The sequence below is a fragment of the Reichenbachiella sp. genome (genome assembly GCF_039941815.1).
Taxonomy (GTDB): Bacteria; Bacteroidota; Bacteroidia; order Cytophagales; family Cyclobacteriaceae; genus Reichenbachiella.
Map to the genome: position 1 here is coordinate 308,260 of NZ_JBDVDW010000032.1, position 16,681 is coordinate 324,940.

Here is a 16,681-nt window from a genome sequence, read left to right on the forward strand (position 1 = left end):
GCGAGGTATCAGGAAGTAATTTGGCTGACTGTTCTAACGTTTTCTTTTGCTTCTACTCCAATCCCAAGGCGGTTGTGCACCACGATCTACCCAAAGACCGACTTCTTTTGAAATAGCTGTTTTGTGAGCTAACTCTAAAAATTGATCTTTTGAATATCTATAGTCCCACCAGGCATTGCCCGTGACGACCATTTCATAATTGAAATGAATATTATCAGATGTCACTACTACACATTCTCTTCTTCCATAAAACTCTCCGGGCATGAGGTAGGCTTTAACTTTTTTGTTTAATAGAATTTTTTCAGCAAATTCTTTCGATTTTAATCCATAATCTTGGGGGAGCTCGGGAGCATCAATACCCATGGCTACTACTTTCAAAATGGTGCCGTTTTCTGATTCGATTGTAAAACTATCCCCATTGTATACACTAATAACTTTTCCGGTAAAAATTTCCTGAGCCTGGAGTAGGGCTGGCATAGAAAAAAGAATGAGGGTTAAAACTTTTCTGAGCATGTCTAAACTTCCTTTTTGCATTAATTAATATTATCGCCTCTCAATTTACGAAATCGCTTTCTGGCTTCGGCGACATATACACTGCCAGGATATGTAATTAAGAAATCTCTATAAATTTCCATCGATTTACTTTCATCGTACAAGTGCTCTTCATAGATCTGCGCTGATAAAAACATAGCATCGTCTCCTAAAATATCCGTTGGATATTGGGACGAAATGGCTTGGAGTTCGAGCAATGCATTTTCAAATGCTCCCAGTTCAAGATTTATTTTAGCCATTTTCCAATAGATTTCATCTGTCAGTGAATGGCCGGGATATTTCGTAAGCATATTTTTCAATGCTATCAATGCGCTGTCTTTTTTGTTTTGAAAAAGCATAAGCTCTATAGAGGCAAATTCCTTCATCGTAAAATCAGAAGAATCTAAAACCGTATTATCTTGAATGAGTAAACTTAAAGATATGGCGTCGTTGGATATTTCCCGAGTGGTTGCCAGTTTTAATATATCAAGATGGCTTTTTGCTAATTCAAAGTTCCCTTGAAAATAATTGAGTTTTGCATTCTTCAATTTCGCTTCATAGCCTATTGGACTGTCTTTGTTATTTTTTTCAACCTGAGAATAAAGCAAGGTGGCTTCCCAAGGATCATTGGTAAGTAAATAGATATCGCCGAGATCCAATTTACTTTTTGATTTCAGTATCGGGTTTATTCTGGGAGCTAGGATAATCTTATTTAAAATACCAATTGCAGAATCCAGTTCGTCCAGATAGAAAGCATGTAGCAAAGCCTTACTTCTTAGTGCTTCGATGGTTTGAGTATTTACACCGATATCCAGGATCAATTGTCTATAATCATAGGTAAGTTCTCTAATTGCATTTTCTTGAACCGGAAAATCATTTTTTACCTTTTCTTCTCTTGCTTTAATGATTTTTCTACGCGCATTGATATAGTTTCCTGTGTTCGGATAGTTTTGAGAGACATAGGTAAATATTTCTATGGCTTCATCATAGGCTTTGTTTTCCAAAGCAATATTGCCAATTTGGATTACTCTACTTCCCTTAGACTTTTTCTTTTTGTCCACAGCTCTGGCCTGAATATAGGCACCATAAAAATCGTTTTGTTGTAAATTGACCCAAATCAGCAGTTCGGGATATATTTCTTGATTGGGTTGTCTTTGAACCTTATCAATTAGTACATTTTTGAAATTTTCGATGTCTTCATCTTCTTGCAAAATGTTTTGTAGAATATTCTTTATGTATCTAAGGTTGGATGGACTGATAGTCGCAAAAAGCAAATACTCCTCGATCATTTTATCCTTTTGATTAAGCACTCGGTAGGTGTTTGCCAATTCCAAGGCATAGCTGGTTTTGTCTTGATCATTTTTCCGACCTGCCTTATACGATTGTAATGCGTATGGGGTGAGTTGCTTACTTATAAAATATTGAGCTGCGGTACGGATTAGATATTTATTATCCTTAGCATAATCTATGGCTTCGGTATAAATTTTATCTGCTCGCTCTTCTTGACCCATAGTTTGATAAAGTAATCCTTCATCTATTCTATAGTAAACATTGGATGGGTAATACCTTCTTGCTTTTTTGAGGTGCTTTTCGGCTTCTTTATATTCTGCAGCGGAAATTAAAATATTAAGATAGTTATTGTGGATTTGCTGAATGTATTGTGGATTGCCAGATAGTTTTTCATAAATATCTTTGGCCTTGTCTGTTTGACCGGTATTATAATATTCATGAGCAAGCTGCACTTGATTAGAATTTTGAGCCGCCCCCACTATCGGGAGCAAAATTATTATTAGTATTTGAAAAGCTCTCCTCATTTTTCAGTTGTCCACATTTTCACTCCTTCTTTAAAATAAAAATATAGATTAAAGAAATTACTATTATTTATTAGGGCTGTAGATATGTTTATAACTATTTTGTTGAATCCTAATTGTTATTCATTGGTGTACTACTAATATATAGCGACATGTTATTCACATCTTAAGTTATTGATTTTTAGATTACTATTGACTTATTCACACCTACTTTTCTTCTTGTGTATTACTTATTTACATTCATCTGTGCTGGTAGAAAATGTTGATATATCATAAGAACGGAGAAGTTATCCTTGAGGTGTTCATTATTTTAGTTAAAATGTGAATGTGTCTTGATAAGTGAACGTGTTATGCAAGTTTGATTTACATCTTATCCACACAAGAGTTAGAATGTAATTTGGATATTCTCTAATTCCCAGTTCGCTCTGACATCAAATATTTCTGGATAGAAGTAGATTTCTTCGGGTGTTCGATCTTGCAGAATATTACCATAGGACCATGTACCATCCTGATTGGTATCAATCATTATTCTAAACGTGTATTTGCCTGGTTTCACATGAGTGAAACTAAATTGTTTAGGGTTTATGATTTCTTCAATGACTTCATATTTTGGATTTACGAGTTGTAGAATGTACGATTGGTGGGAAGAATTTATTGTTCCAGCGATTGATCCAAGTTGATCAAGAGAGTTAAACTTGTGTGTATTTCTAACGGCTTCTGTACTGTCATCTTCAAGACTGATAAATGTTCCTTTTGGAAATGCTATTGTAATTTGGTTGGTTTTGACCTGGCTGTAGTAATCCTTTTTTAATAGTGAAACAGAATCTGTCAAGGTTGTATCTGAATAAATTTTGAGTAGTGTATCTATTTGTGACTTGAGGTAGTTTTGATCTATAAAGGTTTCAAATTGAAGCTTAGTTCTATTGATGTTCCATTCTATTGTACTGTCGGGTATTCCTTGAATGGCAAGACTGTCATAGTGAATTTTTATACTGTCTTTGTTGAATGTTTTGATTGGCTTATTGAAGGTATAGGTATGCAATACGTTTTGACGTATGAATGATCCTGACTGCGGTGACAGCTTATAACTAAACGTTTCAGCTTTCCTGGAGGATTCTATGAATTTGACATGTACAGTATCTATTGTTTGATTAGACATACTATCCACAGCATGTACAATTACCTTCAGACTGTCGATATCATATCGGAAAGTAGTGTCTGGATAGAACCTTATTGTTTTATTACTTTTGATTTTATTGAACCATGGTAGGTTTAGGTTTTCTGAGGAATCTGCCTTATTTATATTGATACTGAAAACGGGTTTGTTGTATTGAAGATCGAAGTACCTCCCGGTAGTTTTTGACCTTATAAATTTGAAGCTTGATGCATTTATAAGTTGTGTATATAACCTTATTGAATCTAGTGATAAATTGAGATTAGTAGAGTCCGCTAAGAATCCGTGTGGCTCGGTTTCCGGATCTAATGTAAGATTTTTGTTTTGATCTTCAAAGGTCAATATTTTGTAATATCCATTCTTAATATTTTCAATGAGGTATTGGCCTTGTTCGTTGGTCTTTGCAAAATACCTTGGTTTATCTTCCAAGAGATTTGTTGAGTCTGTAAGTGGGTACAATCCAACTATGAACTGCGACTGTGATTTATTGGTATACAGATCAGTCACTTTACCATTGATGTAAATGGAATCAATATGTTGTCCTGTCGAAAATGCAAATGTTAGATTGACCACAGGATTTTTTTCGGTGAGGTCTACGACTCCTTCCGAAAAGTTTAGTGTATATGTAGTGCTGTCGTTGAAGTCATCATCAAAATCTAGAGTCAGTTCATTTTTTCTTACTTTCACGGAATACTTGTTCTCAATATGGGGTGTGATGAGCAGCTGACTTTTTAGCTTATCTGCACTGACTCTTTCATTGAATACAAACTTGAATTGCTTGTTTTTATAGTTGGTAGATTTATTAATTGGGAGAGTTTCAAGTAATGTAGGAGGAATAGTATCTCTAGGTCCTCCAGTCGGTGTGCCTTGATTTGCACATGCATATATATATATTGATAGAGTTATTAATAATACAGGAAATATTGCTCTCATGCTTTTTTGAATATATAGATAAGACTTGAATAGTTGTTATCGTTTTTTCGAGCCCAATTGTTTGATTTCCAGCCATTTACAATAGATCTGAAATAATTTATTTTGCCGTATTTATGCTTTTCACTTAGCATACTTACATAATAGGAATCCAACTTCATTGGTTTGGTTTCTACTAAACTAAAATTGTTATACTGCATTAACTGATTGATAGTCAGTTGATTGAAGTGAAATAAATGCCTTGGTACATCGTATGCTGCCCAGTACTGTTTATAGATTTGCTCATCCAGTGATAGGTGATTGGGAAGAGCCAGAACAAGCTTGCCTTCTTTGGATAAATGTTTTCTTAGGGTTTGTATAGTTTTATTGAGATCATGAATGTGCTCTAATACATGCCAAAGTGTAATGACTCCGAATTTTTTATCGGGCAGATCTTCTAACGACTCTACAACATTTAGATCATGGTCACTTATAGCAATTGTTCTCGCCATTTCGTCTGGCTCTACTCCTATAGTTTTCCAATTATTCTTAGCCTGTACATAGTTTAGAAAATGTCCTGTACCACTCCCGAAATCCAACAATGATTTCTTTGAAGCTAATCTATTAATGAGCTGAAATTTATTTCTGAGCGTGTAATTGCGAGCAATTTTATATACTCGGTTTATCAAGCTGTTTGCTTGATTAGTGTGCGAAATGTAATCTTCTGATTTATAGAATGCTCCGATAGATTGAACATCGGGTCGCGGTGAGGTGAGTAGAAGGTTACAGTTTTTGCACTTCATGATAGCAAAGCTTTCATGTGATACAGAATGATCATCACATATCATGTGATTTACAAAATCTTTTGAATGGCAGGAAGGGCAGGATTCTACTTTTTCGTACATAATTTATCTGGCCATATACACCATCAATACAGAAATGTCTGCGGGGTTTACTCCGCTGATTCTTGAAGCTTGTCCAAGATTTTTAGGTTTGATATTAGATAGCTTTTCTTTGGCCTCAGAGGACAGAGCTGGTATGGATTTATAGTCGAAGCTTACGGGTATTTTTTTGTTGTCCAAATTGTTCATTTGATCTGCCAGAGACCTTTCTTTTTCTATATAGGTTTCATACTTAATCAGTATGGCCGATTGCTCGATTATTGCTTTTCCAAGATTGGCTACTAATTTTTCCGCATCCGGGTGGAATGAAAGTACATCATCTATTTCTAGCTCTGGTCTACGCACAAAATTGATGAGGGCTGTTTTTTCTTTTATAGGTGCTGATTTTATCTGATTGAGTTTACCATTAATTTCTTCAGGTTTAACTTTTATTTTACTCAACTGATCAATGAGTTCTTGTGTAGCAATAATCTTATTGTTAACGGCTTCTAATCGCTCATCAGATGCAAGCCCTAGTTTATTTCCAATACCTGTAAGTCTGATATCTGCATTGTCCTGGCGTAGCAGTATTCTAAATTCTGCTCTTGATGTAAACATGCGATAGGGCTCGTCTGTTCCTTTGTTAATCAGATCGTCTATAAGAACACCAATGTAGGCTTCGGATCGTCCTAATACAAAGGCTTCTTTTTCATGAACCTTGTTGTGCGCATTGATACCTGCCATGAGTCCCTGACTTGCGGCTTCTTCATATCCTGTGGTCCCGTTGATTTGTCCGGCAAAATATAGATTAGCTATTCTTTTAGTTTCTAAAGTGGCTTCTAGCTGTGTGGGTGGAAAATAGTCATACTCTATTGCATATCCTGGTCGAAACATTTTGACTGTTTCAAATCCTGGAATTTTAGTTATGGCTTTGTACTGTACATCTTCTGGCAAACTGGTGGAGAATCCGTTGACGTATATTTCAACGGTGTTCCAACCCTCTGGTTCTACAAAGATTTGATGTCTTTCTCTCTCTGCAAATCGATTGATCTTGTCTTCTATCGAAGGGCAGTACCTTGGCCCAAGGCCTTTGATTCTTCCGGTAAACATAGGGGATTTCTCAAACCCTGTTTTAAGGATATCATGTACGTCTTGATTTGTGTAGGTTATATGACACGGCCTTTGGTTTGTAAGGGGTTTGGTATTTGTAAATGAGAACTTTCCAGGAGTATCATCGCCGGGCTGGACCTCCATTTTGTCCCAGTTAAGAGACCTTCCATCAACTCTCGGAGGTGTACCTGTTTTCATTCTGCCAGATTCAAATCCAAGTTGGACCAGTTGTTCGGTAATACCTGTCGCGGCTTTTTCCCCTGTTCTACCTCCTCCAAACCTTTTCTCTCCGATATGAATTAGCCCATTCAGAAAGGTACCGTTAGTGAGCACCACTGATTTACCCATGATTTCAAGGCCCATACTTGTACGTACTCCTACCACTCTATTTTGCTTAATGACAAGTCCAGACACCATTTCCTGCCAGAAATCTACATTGGGTGTTTGCTCAAGTGCAAGGCGCCATTCTTCTGCGAACCTCATCCTGTCGTTTTGGGTTCTTGGACTCCACATCGCCGGACCCTTGGACTTATTTAGCATCCGAAATTGGATCATTGACTTATCTGAGACGATTCCTGAATAGCCTCCCAATGCATCTATCTCTCGAACTATCTGTCCTTTCGCCACACCTCCCATTGCGGGGTTGCATGACATTTGCGCAATGGTGTTCATGTTCATCGTAATGAGCATTACCTTGGAACCCATATTGGCGGCGGCTGCAGCGGCTTCACACCCAGCGTGTCCTGCACCAACAACTATTACATCATACTGTGGAAACATGAATTTTATTCTTGTGTTCCACGTGGAACAATATCTCTGATTGCACCAAGTGTTCCACGTGAAACATTTTTATAATTGAAATTTTGGCAAAGATAAATAAGCATTCTCTTTTTCTGTCATCTGTTTTTGTTGAGTATCAGTCTTGTCGTTGTATCCGACCAGATGAAGAACACCGTGTATTATTACCCTTTGCAACTCTTGTAAGAATGGAATGCCGTGATCAACAGCGTTGTCCCGAACCCTATCGATACTAATAAATATGTCCCCTTCAACCCTTTGACTTTCTTCAGAATTATCGAAGGTAATAATGTCAGTGTAGTAATCGTGTTCTAAATACTCTATGTTCACCTTATGAAGGTACTCGTCGGAACAGAATATATAGTTGAGTTCTATTAGGTCATACCCTTCTGTGGTAATGGCATATTTCAACCAATTGGTAATTGTATTAGATGACGGCAGCTCGAATGAGACATCTTCACAAAAGAAGTTGATTGTGCTCATCAGGTGAGATAAAAACGGAGTTCTACGCGTTTCCCTTCATCTTCGAAGGATACTTCATCGCACAGATTCTTCATGAGAAATATCCCCCTGCCTCCTAATTTTTCAAGATTTTCTGGAGCAGTTGGATCAGGTAGGTTGTTGTAGTCAAACCCTGGGCCTTCATCCTCTATTGTAAATTTCACTAGATTTTCTTCTAGCGTTAATGATAGATGGACATTCTTGGATTTATTGGATTGGTTGCCATGTACAATGGCATTGTTTACAGATTCTGTAACGGCGATCATAATATTACCATAGATATCATCTGTGAACTGGTATTGTTCCCTGGCGTTGTCTATAAAGCTTTCTATGATCCTAATGTTTTCTGAAAGCGATGGAATCTGAATTTTGATGGCATCCATTATTCTTATTTGATCTTATTGTGTAGCAAATATATTATTGTTCGTTCAACCTTCTGAAGTATTTGTTTACTTCTTCTTTGTAATATGGATTCATTTTAGGAGGTACCGTATTCAATAACTCCACCTCATGCTTCTTGGCTTTTATATATTCGTCGAATTCCACAGGTAAAGTACGTGAAACATCGTCGGCATGTTGGGCCTCTCGTTCGTCGTCCAGCTCTCGTTCTCTCAGGGCATCTTCTGCCTTGAGCATTCTGGTCAAAATATCTTTTTGTCGGTTTATTGTTTGTTGCGTGATTCTTTTATTTACAAGGTCAAGCTCTGTTTCCTCCATTTTTTTTATGGCCTCTTTAAGGTTGTTACCTGCTCCTCCTTCATTTTCTCCAAGCTGTTCTTGTAGTTTTTGAAGTTCATTTCTCAGCATTTCTTGTTCTGCGGCCAGTTCGGCCAATTCCTTGGAAAGGGGTCTTCCAGATTTACCACTTTTCTTTAAGTCTTCTATCTTCTGATTTAACTGTTTTTGAATCTCGGACATTCCTGGCAGTTTTTGCTTTTGACCCTTCTTACCTTTTTGTGGTTTTCCCATAGCGTCTGCCATTTGCTGTTGCATTTGCTGCAACACATCATCTAGAAGCAGGGCCAAATTATTTATTGAGGTCATGGCATACTGCTGATGAGTAGTTGCAATACCTTTTTTTCGATCTTTTAACCCTTGTAAACTTGCTTCGATTTCGTCATTCATCGCGCTAACTTCTCGAGTTACAAAACTTTGAATTTGAAATACTCTACTGGCCAATGAAAGAAGACTATCTTCAATGATTTTGGCATCGTCTTTAAGTTTAAGTTGATCCTGAGAAAGAGAGACATATCTAGGGTCACTTTGATTTACGCCTTTAAAATCACTCATAATTCTTTCTTGATCAAACGAGACTTTGACAAGGTTATCAACGATGTCTCTCAGATTACCCAGGTTTTCTTGCATCATGGACATTTCCATTCCGGCCTGCATCTCCTGCATTTTTTGTTTCATCTTTTGCATTTTTTCAGATGCATTGTTTTGGGACTCTGAAGCTTTTTTTCTTTTCTTTTGATTAAGTTGTTCTTCACTCGCTTTTTGTTCTGAACTTATTTCGGACTGTTCTTCAGAAAGATCTTTCAAATCTTCTGGTTGTTTCATTTCTTCATTCAACTTATCGAGTTCATCCATTTCAGATTGTAGCTCCTCAAATGACTCAGTAAGCTTTTGTTGTTCACTTTGAAGACTATCCAAGCCGTTTTGTTTGTCTAAAGTTTGCTCAGCAAGTTCTTCTTGTTGTTGGCTCAAACCTTCCAAGTCATTGATGATATCGTCCATTTTATAATCAAATTGAAGACGTTTAAACATTTCAATGGCTCTTTCAATTTCTTTCTGAAGGTTTTCCTCTTTGTTTTCTATTTGCTCCATCACATCCTCTAAGTCACTTGCTTCTCCCTTTTCTTCAAGAAGCTTTTTGAGTTCGTCATATAGCTTTTTTGTTTCTTCATCCAAGATATCTTCCATCAATTTTTGTAACTGATCTACCTTCTCTTGGAGCTTTTTGTTTGGTTGATTGAATTTATTCTGCTTTTTGGCAAGGTCCTTATTTTGTTGAGCAATTTTTTGCAAAGCCTCTTCTAGCTTTTGCTTTTGATTAATAAGATCACTCATTTTCTTATTCTCTTGCCAATTAAGTTCTTTCTTACTTTTCAAATCGTTTTGAATATCTTCAATTTGGTTATTGAGATCTTCAGCCTCTTTCAATGATTTATCAAGTTCATTTTTAGCACCATCTGCCTGTTTCTTTAGTTTTCCCTTAATTTCCTTCTTATCAGGCACTTTGAAGGTGTAGTGAGCGGTTTTGACAGGTTTACTGCCGTTTACTCCATCGTTGTCCCAGACTCTTACATAGTATTCCAAAGCCTCTCCTTGCCTTAGCCCTAGCGAGTCCAGATTCCATTGATAAAAGTAATTTTGAGATATTAGATTTTTGTTAAATGGTATCGGAAGTTTAGTGACCTCGTTGTCTCTTTCATAAACTAATTCAAGTTTAGAAATGCCATAGTCATCGCTAATTAGGCCATTGAGTATCATAAATGAGAATAAGGTAGTGTCTTGGTAAAAATTTACTGACACCTTAGGAAACTCGTCCTTTATTACCTCAATTTGATAGGCAATTGAGTCCTTGTTAGTGCTATATTGGTTTTCCAGGAAGAGCTTGTAATAATCACTTCTTCTCATGCTTTTATTATGAGTAAACATTTGATTACCAGAACTTTGCATTTCAAAAATGCTTTTCGTCTGATCGAATTGAATATTAACGCTTTCTGTTTCTATGGTCTGAACTGTCCAGGTCACTTGGGTACCTTCAGGAATGGTTAAATTTCCGACGTTTTCCAGGACTTCATTATTCCTTTTCGTGTAATTCGGGTAATCTAAATCAATATTGAATGCTTTGATATCAGGCCTTTGAATTACTTGTATTTTGTGTTCTTCAGATTGATAATCTGCAGCTTCAAGTCTAAAACCGAAATTACCTTGAATTTTTTCAAAAGTATATTCATAAATGCCATCATTCTGACTTTTCATCTTTGCTTTTCTTCCTAGCGCGGTGACATAAATTTGATCTGGAATGGCACTTCCACTCACCTTCACTTGTAATAAATAACTTTCATTTTTGAATGCTCTAAAATCTTTGTTTGTAGGTTTCAGTGAAAAGAGTTTTGCAGGGGAGTACTCAATGTCATAATTGACTATACGTTCTGTACTTTCAGTGAGATACTGTGGAACAAAAAGAAAAAGAAGCATCAGGGCTAGTCCAGGATAGGCCACATACTTAACGTATTTTTTGTTCGCTTTTAAGTCGATACTAGAAGAAAATTCGAATAAAGAAATTTCTAGGGTTCTTTTTTCTATGCTGGCAACAGCCAGAGTGTTGTCCGCGCTAGTTTGCTTACCTAACTGTATGGTATTCAGAAGTTTATCTTTTATATCTGGAAAAAACCGCCCAATAATGATAGCTGCTTCCTCGTCTGATATCTGGTGCCTAGTCTGAATTATACTCAAATACGGTTTGAGTATTAATCTTAAAAAAGTTACTAATAACAGTATAATAGTAGAATAAAATAAGACAGTTCTGCTTGAGCTGCTCAAGAATAACGATCCCTCGATTCCCGTTATGAGTAAATACAGGCTTAAGCTTAAGGCGAAGAAAATAATAGTATTTCTTAGTAAAATATTTACATAATACCTTTTTTTGAAGGTATTTAGTTTTTTTCTCAATATGTTAGAATCACTGTTCAACTTCCTATCAATAGGTTTTAGGTGTTTTGTAGAATATAGTTTTTACCATTTCGCCAAGTGTTTGTCCGTTGTCAATTCCTTTTAAATCATTGTGATAAATAACATAATTTGGAAAAACGTCCAAAATGTAGACCGGGTCAGAATCATTGTTTTTGAACAATTTTTTGGCTTCAATAATGCTGTTGTTGCCATAGTTATTTAGAAAACTATCGCCACTTTCTTCTCTTATTACGATATGTGGATCAGTTGGATATAATTTTTCCAATTTTGTCCTCAAATAATTAACATTACTCGTACTTGTAAAATATTCTTTATCCTGATTCTTTGTCAATTCTACAATTGGTATTTTATAAATTGAATCTTGATTGATGTTCTTTGCAGCATCTGTTGGAGATATAGCAAAATCAGAAGAATCTCTCATAGTGTCTTTATTCACATCAATAGAACGTAGAATTGATTCAAGACATATCGAATCTTGAACATTGTTTATCTCTGCATATCGAATAGCTCTATTATCAATTTCTGAAAATTGATAACTAGGGTATTTAGAATTCAATATCTTTTCGATAACATTTGAATATTGGTCCCTTTGTTTGGTATCATAAGTTATCAGATTTAGTGAGCCGTCAATAAATTCTTTTAGAACGAGATCTTTGTTCTTAATAAAGCTAATCTCTATTTGTTCGATATAGCAACATTGTGCTTTCATTCTTCTAAGAACGGCAGAGATATCTTCATTTAGATCTTTCAACGCGAAGTCTCCACTGCCAATATAAGAATTGGCTTTTTTCTTGAACATTATAAATTCTGGTTGTCTAAACCAATCTAGCAGTTGATCATTGCCTTTAGTCAATTTGATGCTAAAAGTGGAGTCAGTCATTATTTTAAATCCACTAGGAATTGAATCCAGTATATTCTGGTTTTCACGATACCAATTCACATTGATAAACCCCTCCAACGAGGAGAAAAAGGAAAACACAGATTCTTCGTCAAAATGATTTTTGATTAAATTTTGAAAGACTTTTTTGACTTCTTTTGTGGTTATTGAGCTTTCATCGTGAAAACGGTTGTCATCGCGAAGAGTAAAGAAGTGTGTGGATAATAATGAGTCAAACGTGTACTCTCTAATAATATGACTGGTGCCGTCAGAATTGTAAAATTTGTCAAAAATAAGGTCAGCAATAAATTTTTCAGTTGGATTTGAAGCTTTCAGAGGGTTTAACTCTTGAATATTGTCGTGAAAATTCATCCTTAACACCTTGTTCGGAAGAGTAAAGATTTGACTGTCAGGTTCCTTTGTTTCACATGAAGTAATTACTTGGATGAATATCAACATCCAAATAAGCATACGATATGAGTTGACTTGTTTTATCAAAACGCTAGATCAATTTCTTCTATAAAGTATTCGATCACTTGAATTTTTAGTAGCTTCTCCTGTTCCACCGTATCAAAATGAGGTAATTTTTTTATTAGTTTCCAGTGGGGCCACCCATCGCCATCTGTGCCATCTAGTTTGTAAAAGCCAGCGAGACTGAGACATTTACAAATGCCCAAGTGGATCAGGTCTTGTTTTTCTTCTTTGGAAAAATTTTCGTGCCCGACACCTAATTCTTGAACGCCTATTAGAAAAAGCACACCGTTGAGATCAGCTGGTTTTTTGCCAAGAATCTCTTTCAGCTTTTCACGAAGCTTTAACCATTTTCTCTCAAGATCTAAGTCCTTTTTAATCATTGATGATTTTACTCGTAAACTTTACACTTTAGTGTACAATTATCAAAGATATTCTACCTATGCTTTGATTCAGCGCTGTTGACCTTTTAATTTACCAGTTATGCTAAAAAAGTACTGGAACGATTTTATATCTCTCATTTATCCGGACATCTGTTATAATTGTGAAGTCGCACTTGTCCCCGGAGAAGAAAAAATATGCCTGCGTTGTTATCGGGATTTTCCACTTTCTGAGCATCACCTAAGCGCAACAAATAGATTGCTTGAGATTTCCACTCAAGTATCTAAGGTTAGAGGAGCATTTTGCTATATGAAGTTTAACAAACATGGTATTGCGCAGAAACTACTTCATGAATTAAAGTATAATGGGAATACTTCACTTGGTATATGCCTGGGTCAATGGTTCGGAAAATATATTTACACTGAGCTTGCGAGCGCTGAAATAGATTATATTATTCCATTGCCTTTGCACAAAAAGAAACAAAGACTACGTGGTTTTAATCAAAGTGAGGTCATAGCACAAGGTATGAGCGAGGCGACTGGTATAAAGGTGTTAAGTGGCTGTCTGATTAGAGAGAGGAATGTAAGTACACAAACGAAGAAGGGTCGGGTAGAACGCTGGCAAAACACAGATGATATTTATGCCATTAAAGACGCAGACATTCTTAAAGGCAAAAATATTTTCTTAGTTGATGATGTAATTACAACCGGAGCAACTGTTGGGTCAGCATTGGAACTACTTTGCACAACTGGAGTTTCAGCTTTATACTTTGGTTGTATTGCCTCAGGAAAGTAAACTATGAGCCTCGTTTTTACATCGAGGCCTTTTTTGTGTCCTATCGTATAGATGTATCAAGCTCATTAGAGACTTGCTTTCTATTGTGAGCTTACAAAATGATTCCCAGTAAAATACCGCCTAAAATCAAAAAAGGTGTAGGAATCTTTTTGAACATCATGATCCCAAAGGTCCCAATCATTATAATATAGTTGAGATAATTTCCTGAAAGTGGAATCGACAATAACACCACTGCTGCCAGAATCATTCCTGAACTCGCAGCGTTGACTCCGTCCAAAGAAGCTTTAACAATTCTAAACTTTTTGAGCTGTTCCCAAAATCGAATAACAAAAAAGATGAGAAAGGTACCGGGTAAGAATATCCCTAAGGCCGCCATAAAACCTCCTAAAACCTGCCCCATCAAGCCATATTCTTTCATAGAAATGGATCCAACATAGGAAGCAAATGAAAACACCGGCCCGGGTACGGCCTGTACTAAAGCGAATCCAGAAAGAAACTCTGCAGAGGTCAGGTATTCTTTGAACTCTACAAATTCGGTATACATGAATGGTACTAGCACTTGACCACCACCAAATATCAAACTGCCTATCCGATAGAAATTTTCGAAAATTCTGATTCCAAGCCAATCCAAATAAGCCCCAAATAACGCCGCTCCGAGTAGTACACCACCCCATAAAACGAAATTTGACCATTGAATATTAATCTTTTGCTTTTCCTCCTTTTCATGCCGCTTGTAGTTGAATGCGGTAACAGTGCCACCAACAAGTAGAATAGCTGGGAAAACAAATGGGGTACGTACAGCAAAACTCGCAATGGCTGCTAAAATCATGAGCACTACCGCCAATTTAGTAGTTACAACCTTCTTAATAATTACGTAGGCCGAATAGGCAACAATGCCAACCGCCATAGGCTTAATAAATCTCGTGAACTCCATAGAAATGTTATATTCCTCAATTGAAGAGATAAAAATCCCGGCGAAAGTCATTATCAAAAAGGCGGGTGTGATCCAAATAAGTAGAGTAAGGTAGGCCAGATTGGGGCCACCAACTTTGAATCCAATAGCAGTGAGTGTTTGTGTTGATGTAGGTCCTGGCAAGAACTGGCACAACGCAGTCAGCTCTATCAGCTCTTTCTCATCTAAGTAGCCTCTCTTATGAACTAACATATCCAGCATCATGGCAAAATGAGCTTGCGGCCCACCAAATGCAGATATGGTTAGTAACAGGACATCTTTTAAGAAAATGTAATATCTAACCTTCTTAACCATTATTTTTTAAGCCCGATTTCTGCTAATCTTTGCTGTAGAAATTCCCCGGCTGTGATATCATCAAATTGTTTAGGGTGCTCTGCATCAACACAATTCTCCAGACATGTCAAATCCATATCAGACCTTGGGTGCATAAAAAATGGTATTGAGTATCTGGAGGTTCTCATCAATTCCTTCGGTGGGTTGACTACTCGATGTATCGTGGATTTCAATTTATCATTGGTATGTCTCGCTAGCATGTCTCCCACATTGACCACAATCTGATTTGGCAGCGCCGTAATTGGAATCCATTTTCCATCTCTACGGAGTACCTGCAAACCATCCGCACTTGCTCCCATAAGTAAAGTTATCAAATTGATATCACCGTGCTCCGCTGCTCTAACTGCATCTTCAGGCACTTCGTCTGGATTTTCAATTGGAAAATAATGTATTGGCCTAAGAATACTATTTCCATTGTGCACTCGACTTTCAAAATAGTCTTCTTCAAGCTCCAGATAAAGAGCAATTGCCTTCAGCATTTGTTTTCCTGCCTTTTCCAAAGTCTGGTATGCCTCTGAGGCTATTTTTGCAAAGTCCGATATTTCGTCAGGCCAAATATTGTCAGGATATTCAGACTTGATTGGATCTCCATCAGTGACTTCTTGACCTACATGATAAAACTCCTTGAGGTCACCAGTGGATCGGCCTTTTGCATGTTCTTTGCCTTTCCCTATGTAGCCGCGCTGTCCGAACAGCTCTGGGATTTCATATTTTTGCTTTACCTCATCGGGCAAACCAAAGAATTCTTTTACTGCTCCGTAGAGACTCTCACAAAGCTCATCCGAAAGCCCATGGTTCTTGACAGCTACAAATCCAATGCTATGGTAAGCTGCTCCAAGATCTGCCACAAATTTATTTTTTCTCTCCTCTTCACCTGAGTTGAAATCGGCTAAATCGAGAGAAGGAATTTCATTATATAGTTTTTCACTCATGGGGAAAGGTTTAAGTGATAGTGCTTATTCCACGATAATGGTGATCGATGCCGCCATCTTTTCACCATAGGAACTGTGGACTCCATTAGCAAACTGTAGAGCAATGGTATACTCTCCAGGCTCCATTTCTATTGTGGTATCTGTTTGGCCTTTGCCAAAATGCAAGGTTGAGTCAGACATCGGAATCACTGATCCTTCGGGCCAGCTCGTTTGATTTATAAGTACATGATGATGTCCAAAGCCTTCTCTGACTTCTCCTGCAGGCTCCACCACCATTCCAGATACTCCCATTTCGATGTAGACCGGGCTAGGTACGCTGGCTCCATCAGCTGGATGATTAAAAAACACGTAGGACGAATCCGCTGAGGGCTTCTCCACTATGGAACTTTGGTCTTCAACTGGTGCAGACTGCTCGGTGTTAGACTTGTTAGGCGAAGAACAGCTTACAATGAAGATGCTAATAAGGATAATAGATAGGTGTTTCATAGTGGTCTCAGAATAT

At 37.1% G+C, this 16,681-nt stretch carries 14 protein-coding genes; 1 reads left to right on the forward strand and 13 read right to left on the reverse strand.

Features of this window, described 5'->3' with window-relative positions:
• Nucleotides 1–33: 33 nt before the first annotated feature.
• The 10 genes from ABJF11_RS08600 to ABJF11_RS08645 form a co-directional block, all read right to left on the reverse strand.
• Nucleotides 34–534: a thermonuclease family protein gene (locus ABJF11_RS08600; RefSeq protein ID WP_348119398.1), complete on the reverse strand. Its 501-nt coding sequence runs from the start codon at nt 532–534 to the stop codon at nt 34–36.
• Nucleotides 534–2,345: a tetratricopeptide repeat protein gene (locus ABJF11_RS08605; protein WP_348119399.1), complete on the reverse strand. Its 1,812-nt coding sequence runs from the start codon at nt 2,343–2,345 to the stop codon at nt 534–536. Before ABJF11_RS08605 ends, ABJF11_RS08600 begins: the two co-directional genes overlap by 1 nt.
• Nucleotides 2,346–2,727: 382 nt before the next feature.
• Nucleotides 2,728–4,449 (reverse strand): Ig-like domain-containing protein, encoded by a 1,722-nt coding sequence (locus ABJF11_RS08610; protein WP_348119400.1) that lies wholly within the window; start codon nt 4,447–4,449, stop codon nt 2,728–2,730.
• The gene (locus ABJF11_RS08615; RefSeq protein ID WP_348119401.1) at nt 4,446–5,330 is read right to left on the reverse strand and encodes a class I SAM-dependent methyltransferase; all 885 of its coding nucleotides are present in this window, start codon (nt 5,328–5,330) and stop codon (nt 4,446–4,448) included. Before ABJF11_RS08615 ends, ABJF11_RS08610 begins: the two co-directional genes overlap by 4 nt.
• A 3-nt stretch (nt 5,331–5,333) precedes the next feature.
• A complete protein-coding gene (mnmG, locus tag ABJF11_RS08620) occupies nt 5,334–7,196 on the reverse strand; it encodes a tRNA uridine-5-carboxymethylaminomethyl(34) synthesis enzyme MnmG (protein WP_348119402.1) in 1,863 nt (620 codons plus the stop codon).
• A 69-nt stretch (nt 7,197–7,265) separates the two neighbouring features.
• Nucleotides 7,266–7,697 carry an rRNA maturation RNase YbeY gene (ybeY, locus tag ABJF11_RS08625; protein ID WP_348119403.1) on the reverse strand — a complete coding sequence of 144 codons (432 nt, stop codon included), beginning with the start codon at nt 7,695–7,697 and terminating at the stop codon, nt 7,266–7,268.
• A complete protein-coding gene (locus ABJF11_RS08630) occupies nt 7,697–8,098 on the reverse strand; it encodes an ATP-binding protein (protein ID WP_348119404.1) in 402 nt (133 codons plus the stop codon). The genes ybeY and ABJF11_RS08630 overlap by 1 nt, the downstream gene beginning before the upstream one ends.
• Nucleotides 8,099–8,132: 34 nt before the next feature.
• Entirely contained in the window at nt 8,133–11,180 is a 3,048-nt protein-coding gene (locus tag ABJF11_RS08635; RefSeq protein WP_348119405.1) for a DUF4175 family protein, read from the reverse strand.
• Between the two features lie 244 nt (nt 11,181–11,424).
• Complete coding sequence (locus tag ABJF11_RS08640; RefSeq protein ID WP_348119406.1) at nt 11,425–12,666, reverse strand: ABC transporter substrate-binding protein; 1,242 nt, start codon at nt 12,664–12,666, stop codon at nt 11,425–11,427.
• Between the two features lie 122 nt (nt 12,667–12,788).
• Nucleotides 12,789–13,148 carry a hypothetical protein gene (locus tag ABJF11_RS08645; protein WP_348119407.1) on the reverse strand — a complete coding sequence of 120 codons (360 nt, stop codon included), beginning with the start codon at nt 13,146–13,148 and terminating at the stop codon, nt 12,789–12,791.
• Between the two features lie 100 nt (nt 13,149–13,248).
• On the opposite strand from ABJF11_RS08645, the gene ABJF11_RS08650 reads away from it, so the two are divergent.
• Nucleotides 13,249–13,941 (forward strand): ComF family protein, encoded by a 693-nt coding sequence (locus ABJF11_RS08650; RefSeq protein WP_348119408.1) that lies wholly within the window; start codon nt 13,249–13,251, stop codon nt 13,939–13,941.
• Nucleotides 13,942–14,032: 91 nt separating this feature from the next.
• On the opposite strand, the gene chrA is transcribed toward ABJF11_RS08650, so the two are convergent.
• Genes chrA through ABJF11_RS08665 form a run of 3 tightly spaced genes read right to left on the reverse strand, consistent with a single transcriptional unit; the run spans nt 14,033 to nt 16,665 of the window.
• On the reverse strand, nt 14,033–15,208 hold the full coding sequence (gene chrA / locus ABJF11_RS08655) for a chromate efflux transporter (RefSeq protein WP_348119409.1): 1,176 nt from the start codon (nt 15,206–15,208) through the stop codon (nt 14,033–14,035).
• Nucleotides 15,208–16,179, reverse strand: a complete 972-nt coding sequence (locus ABJF11_RS08660) for a 2-oxoglutarate and iron-dependent oxygenase domain-containing protein (RefSeq protein WP_348119410.1) — start codon at nt 16,177–16,179, stop codon at nt 15,208–15,210. The genes chrA and ABJF11_RS08660 overlap by 1 nt, the downstream gene beginning before the upstream one ends.
• 24 nt (nt 16,180–16,203) lie before the next feature.
• Complete coding sequence (locus tag ABJF11_RS08665) at nt 16,204–16,665, reverse strand: DUF4399 domain-containing protein (RefSeq protein WP_348119411.1); 462 nt, start codon at nt 16,663–16,665, stop codon at nt 16,204–16,206.
• Between the last annotated feature and the right edge of the window lie 16 nt (nt 16,666–16,681).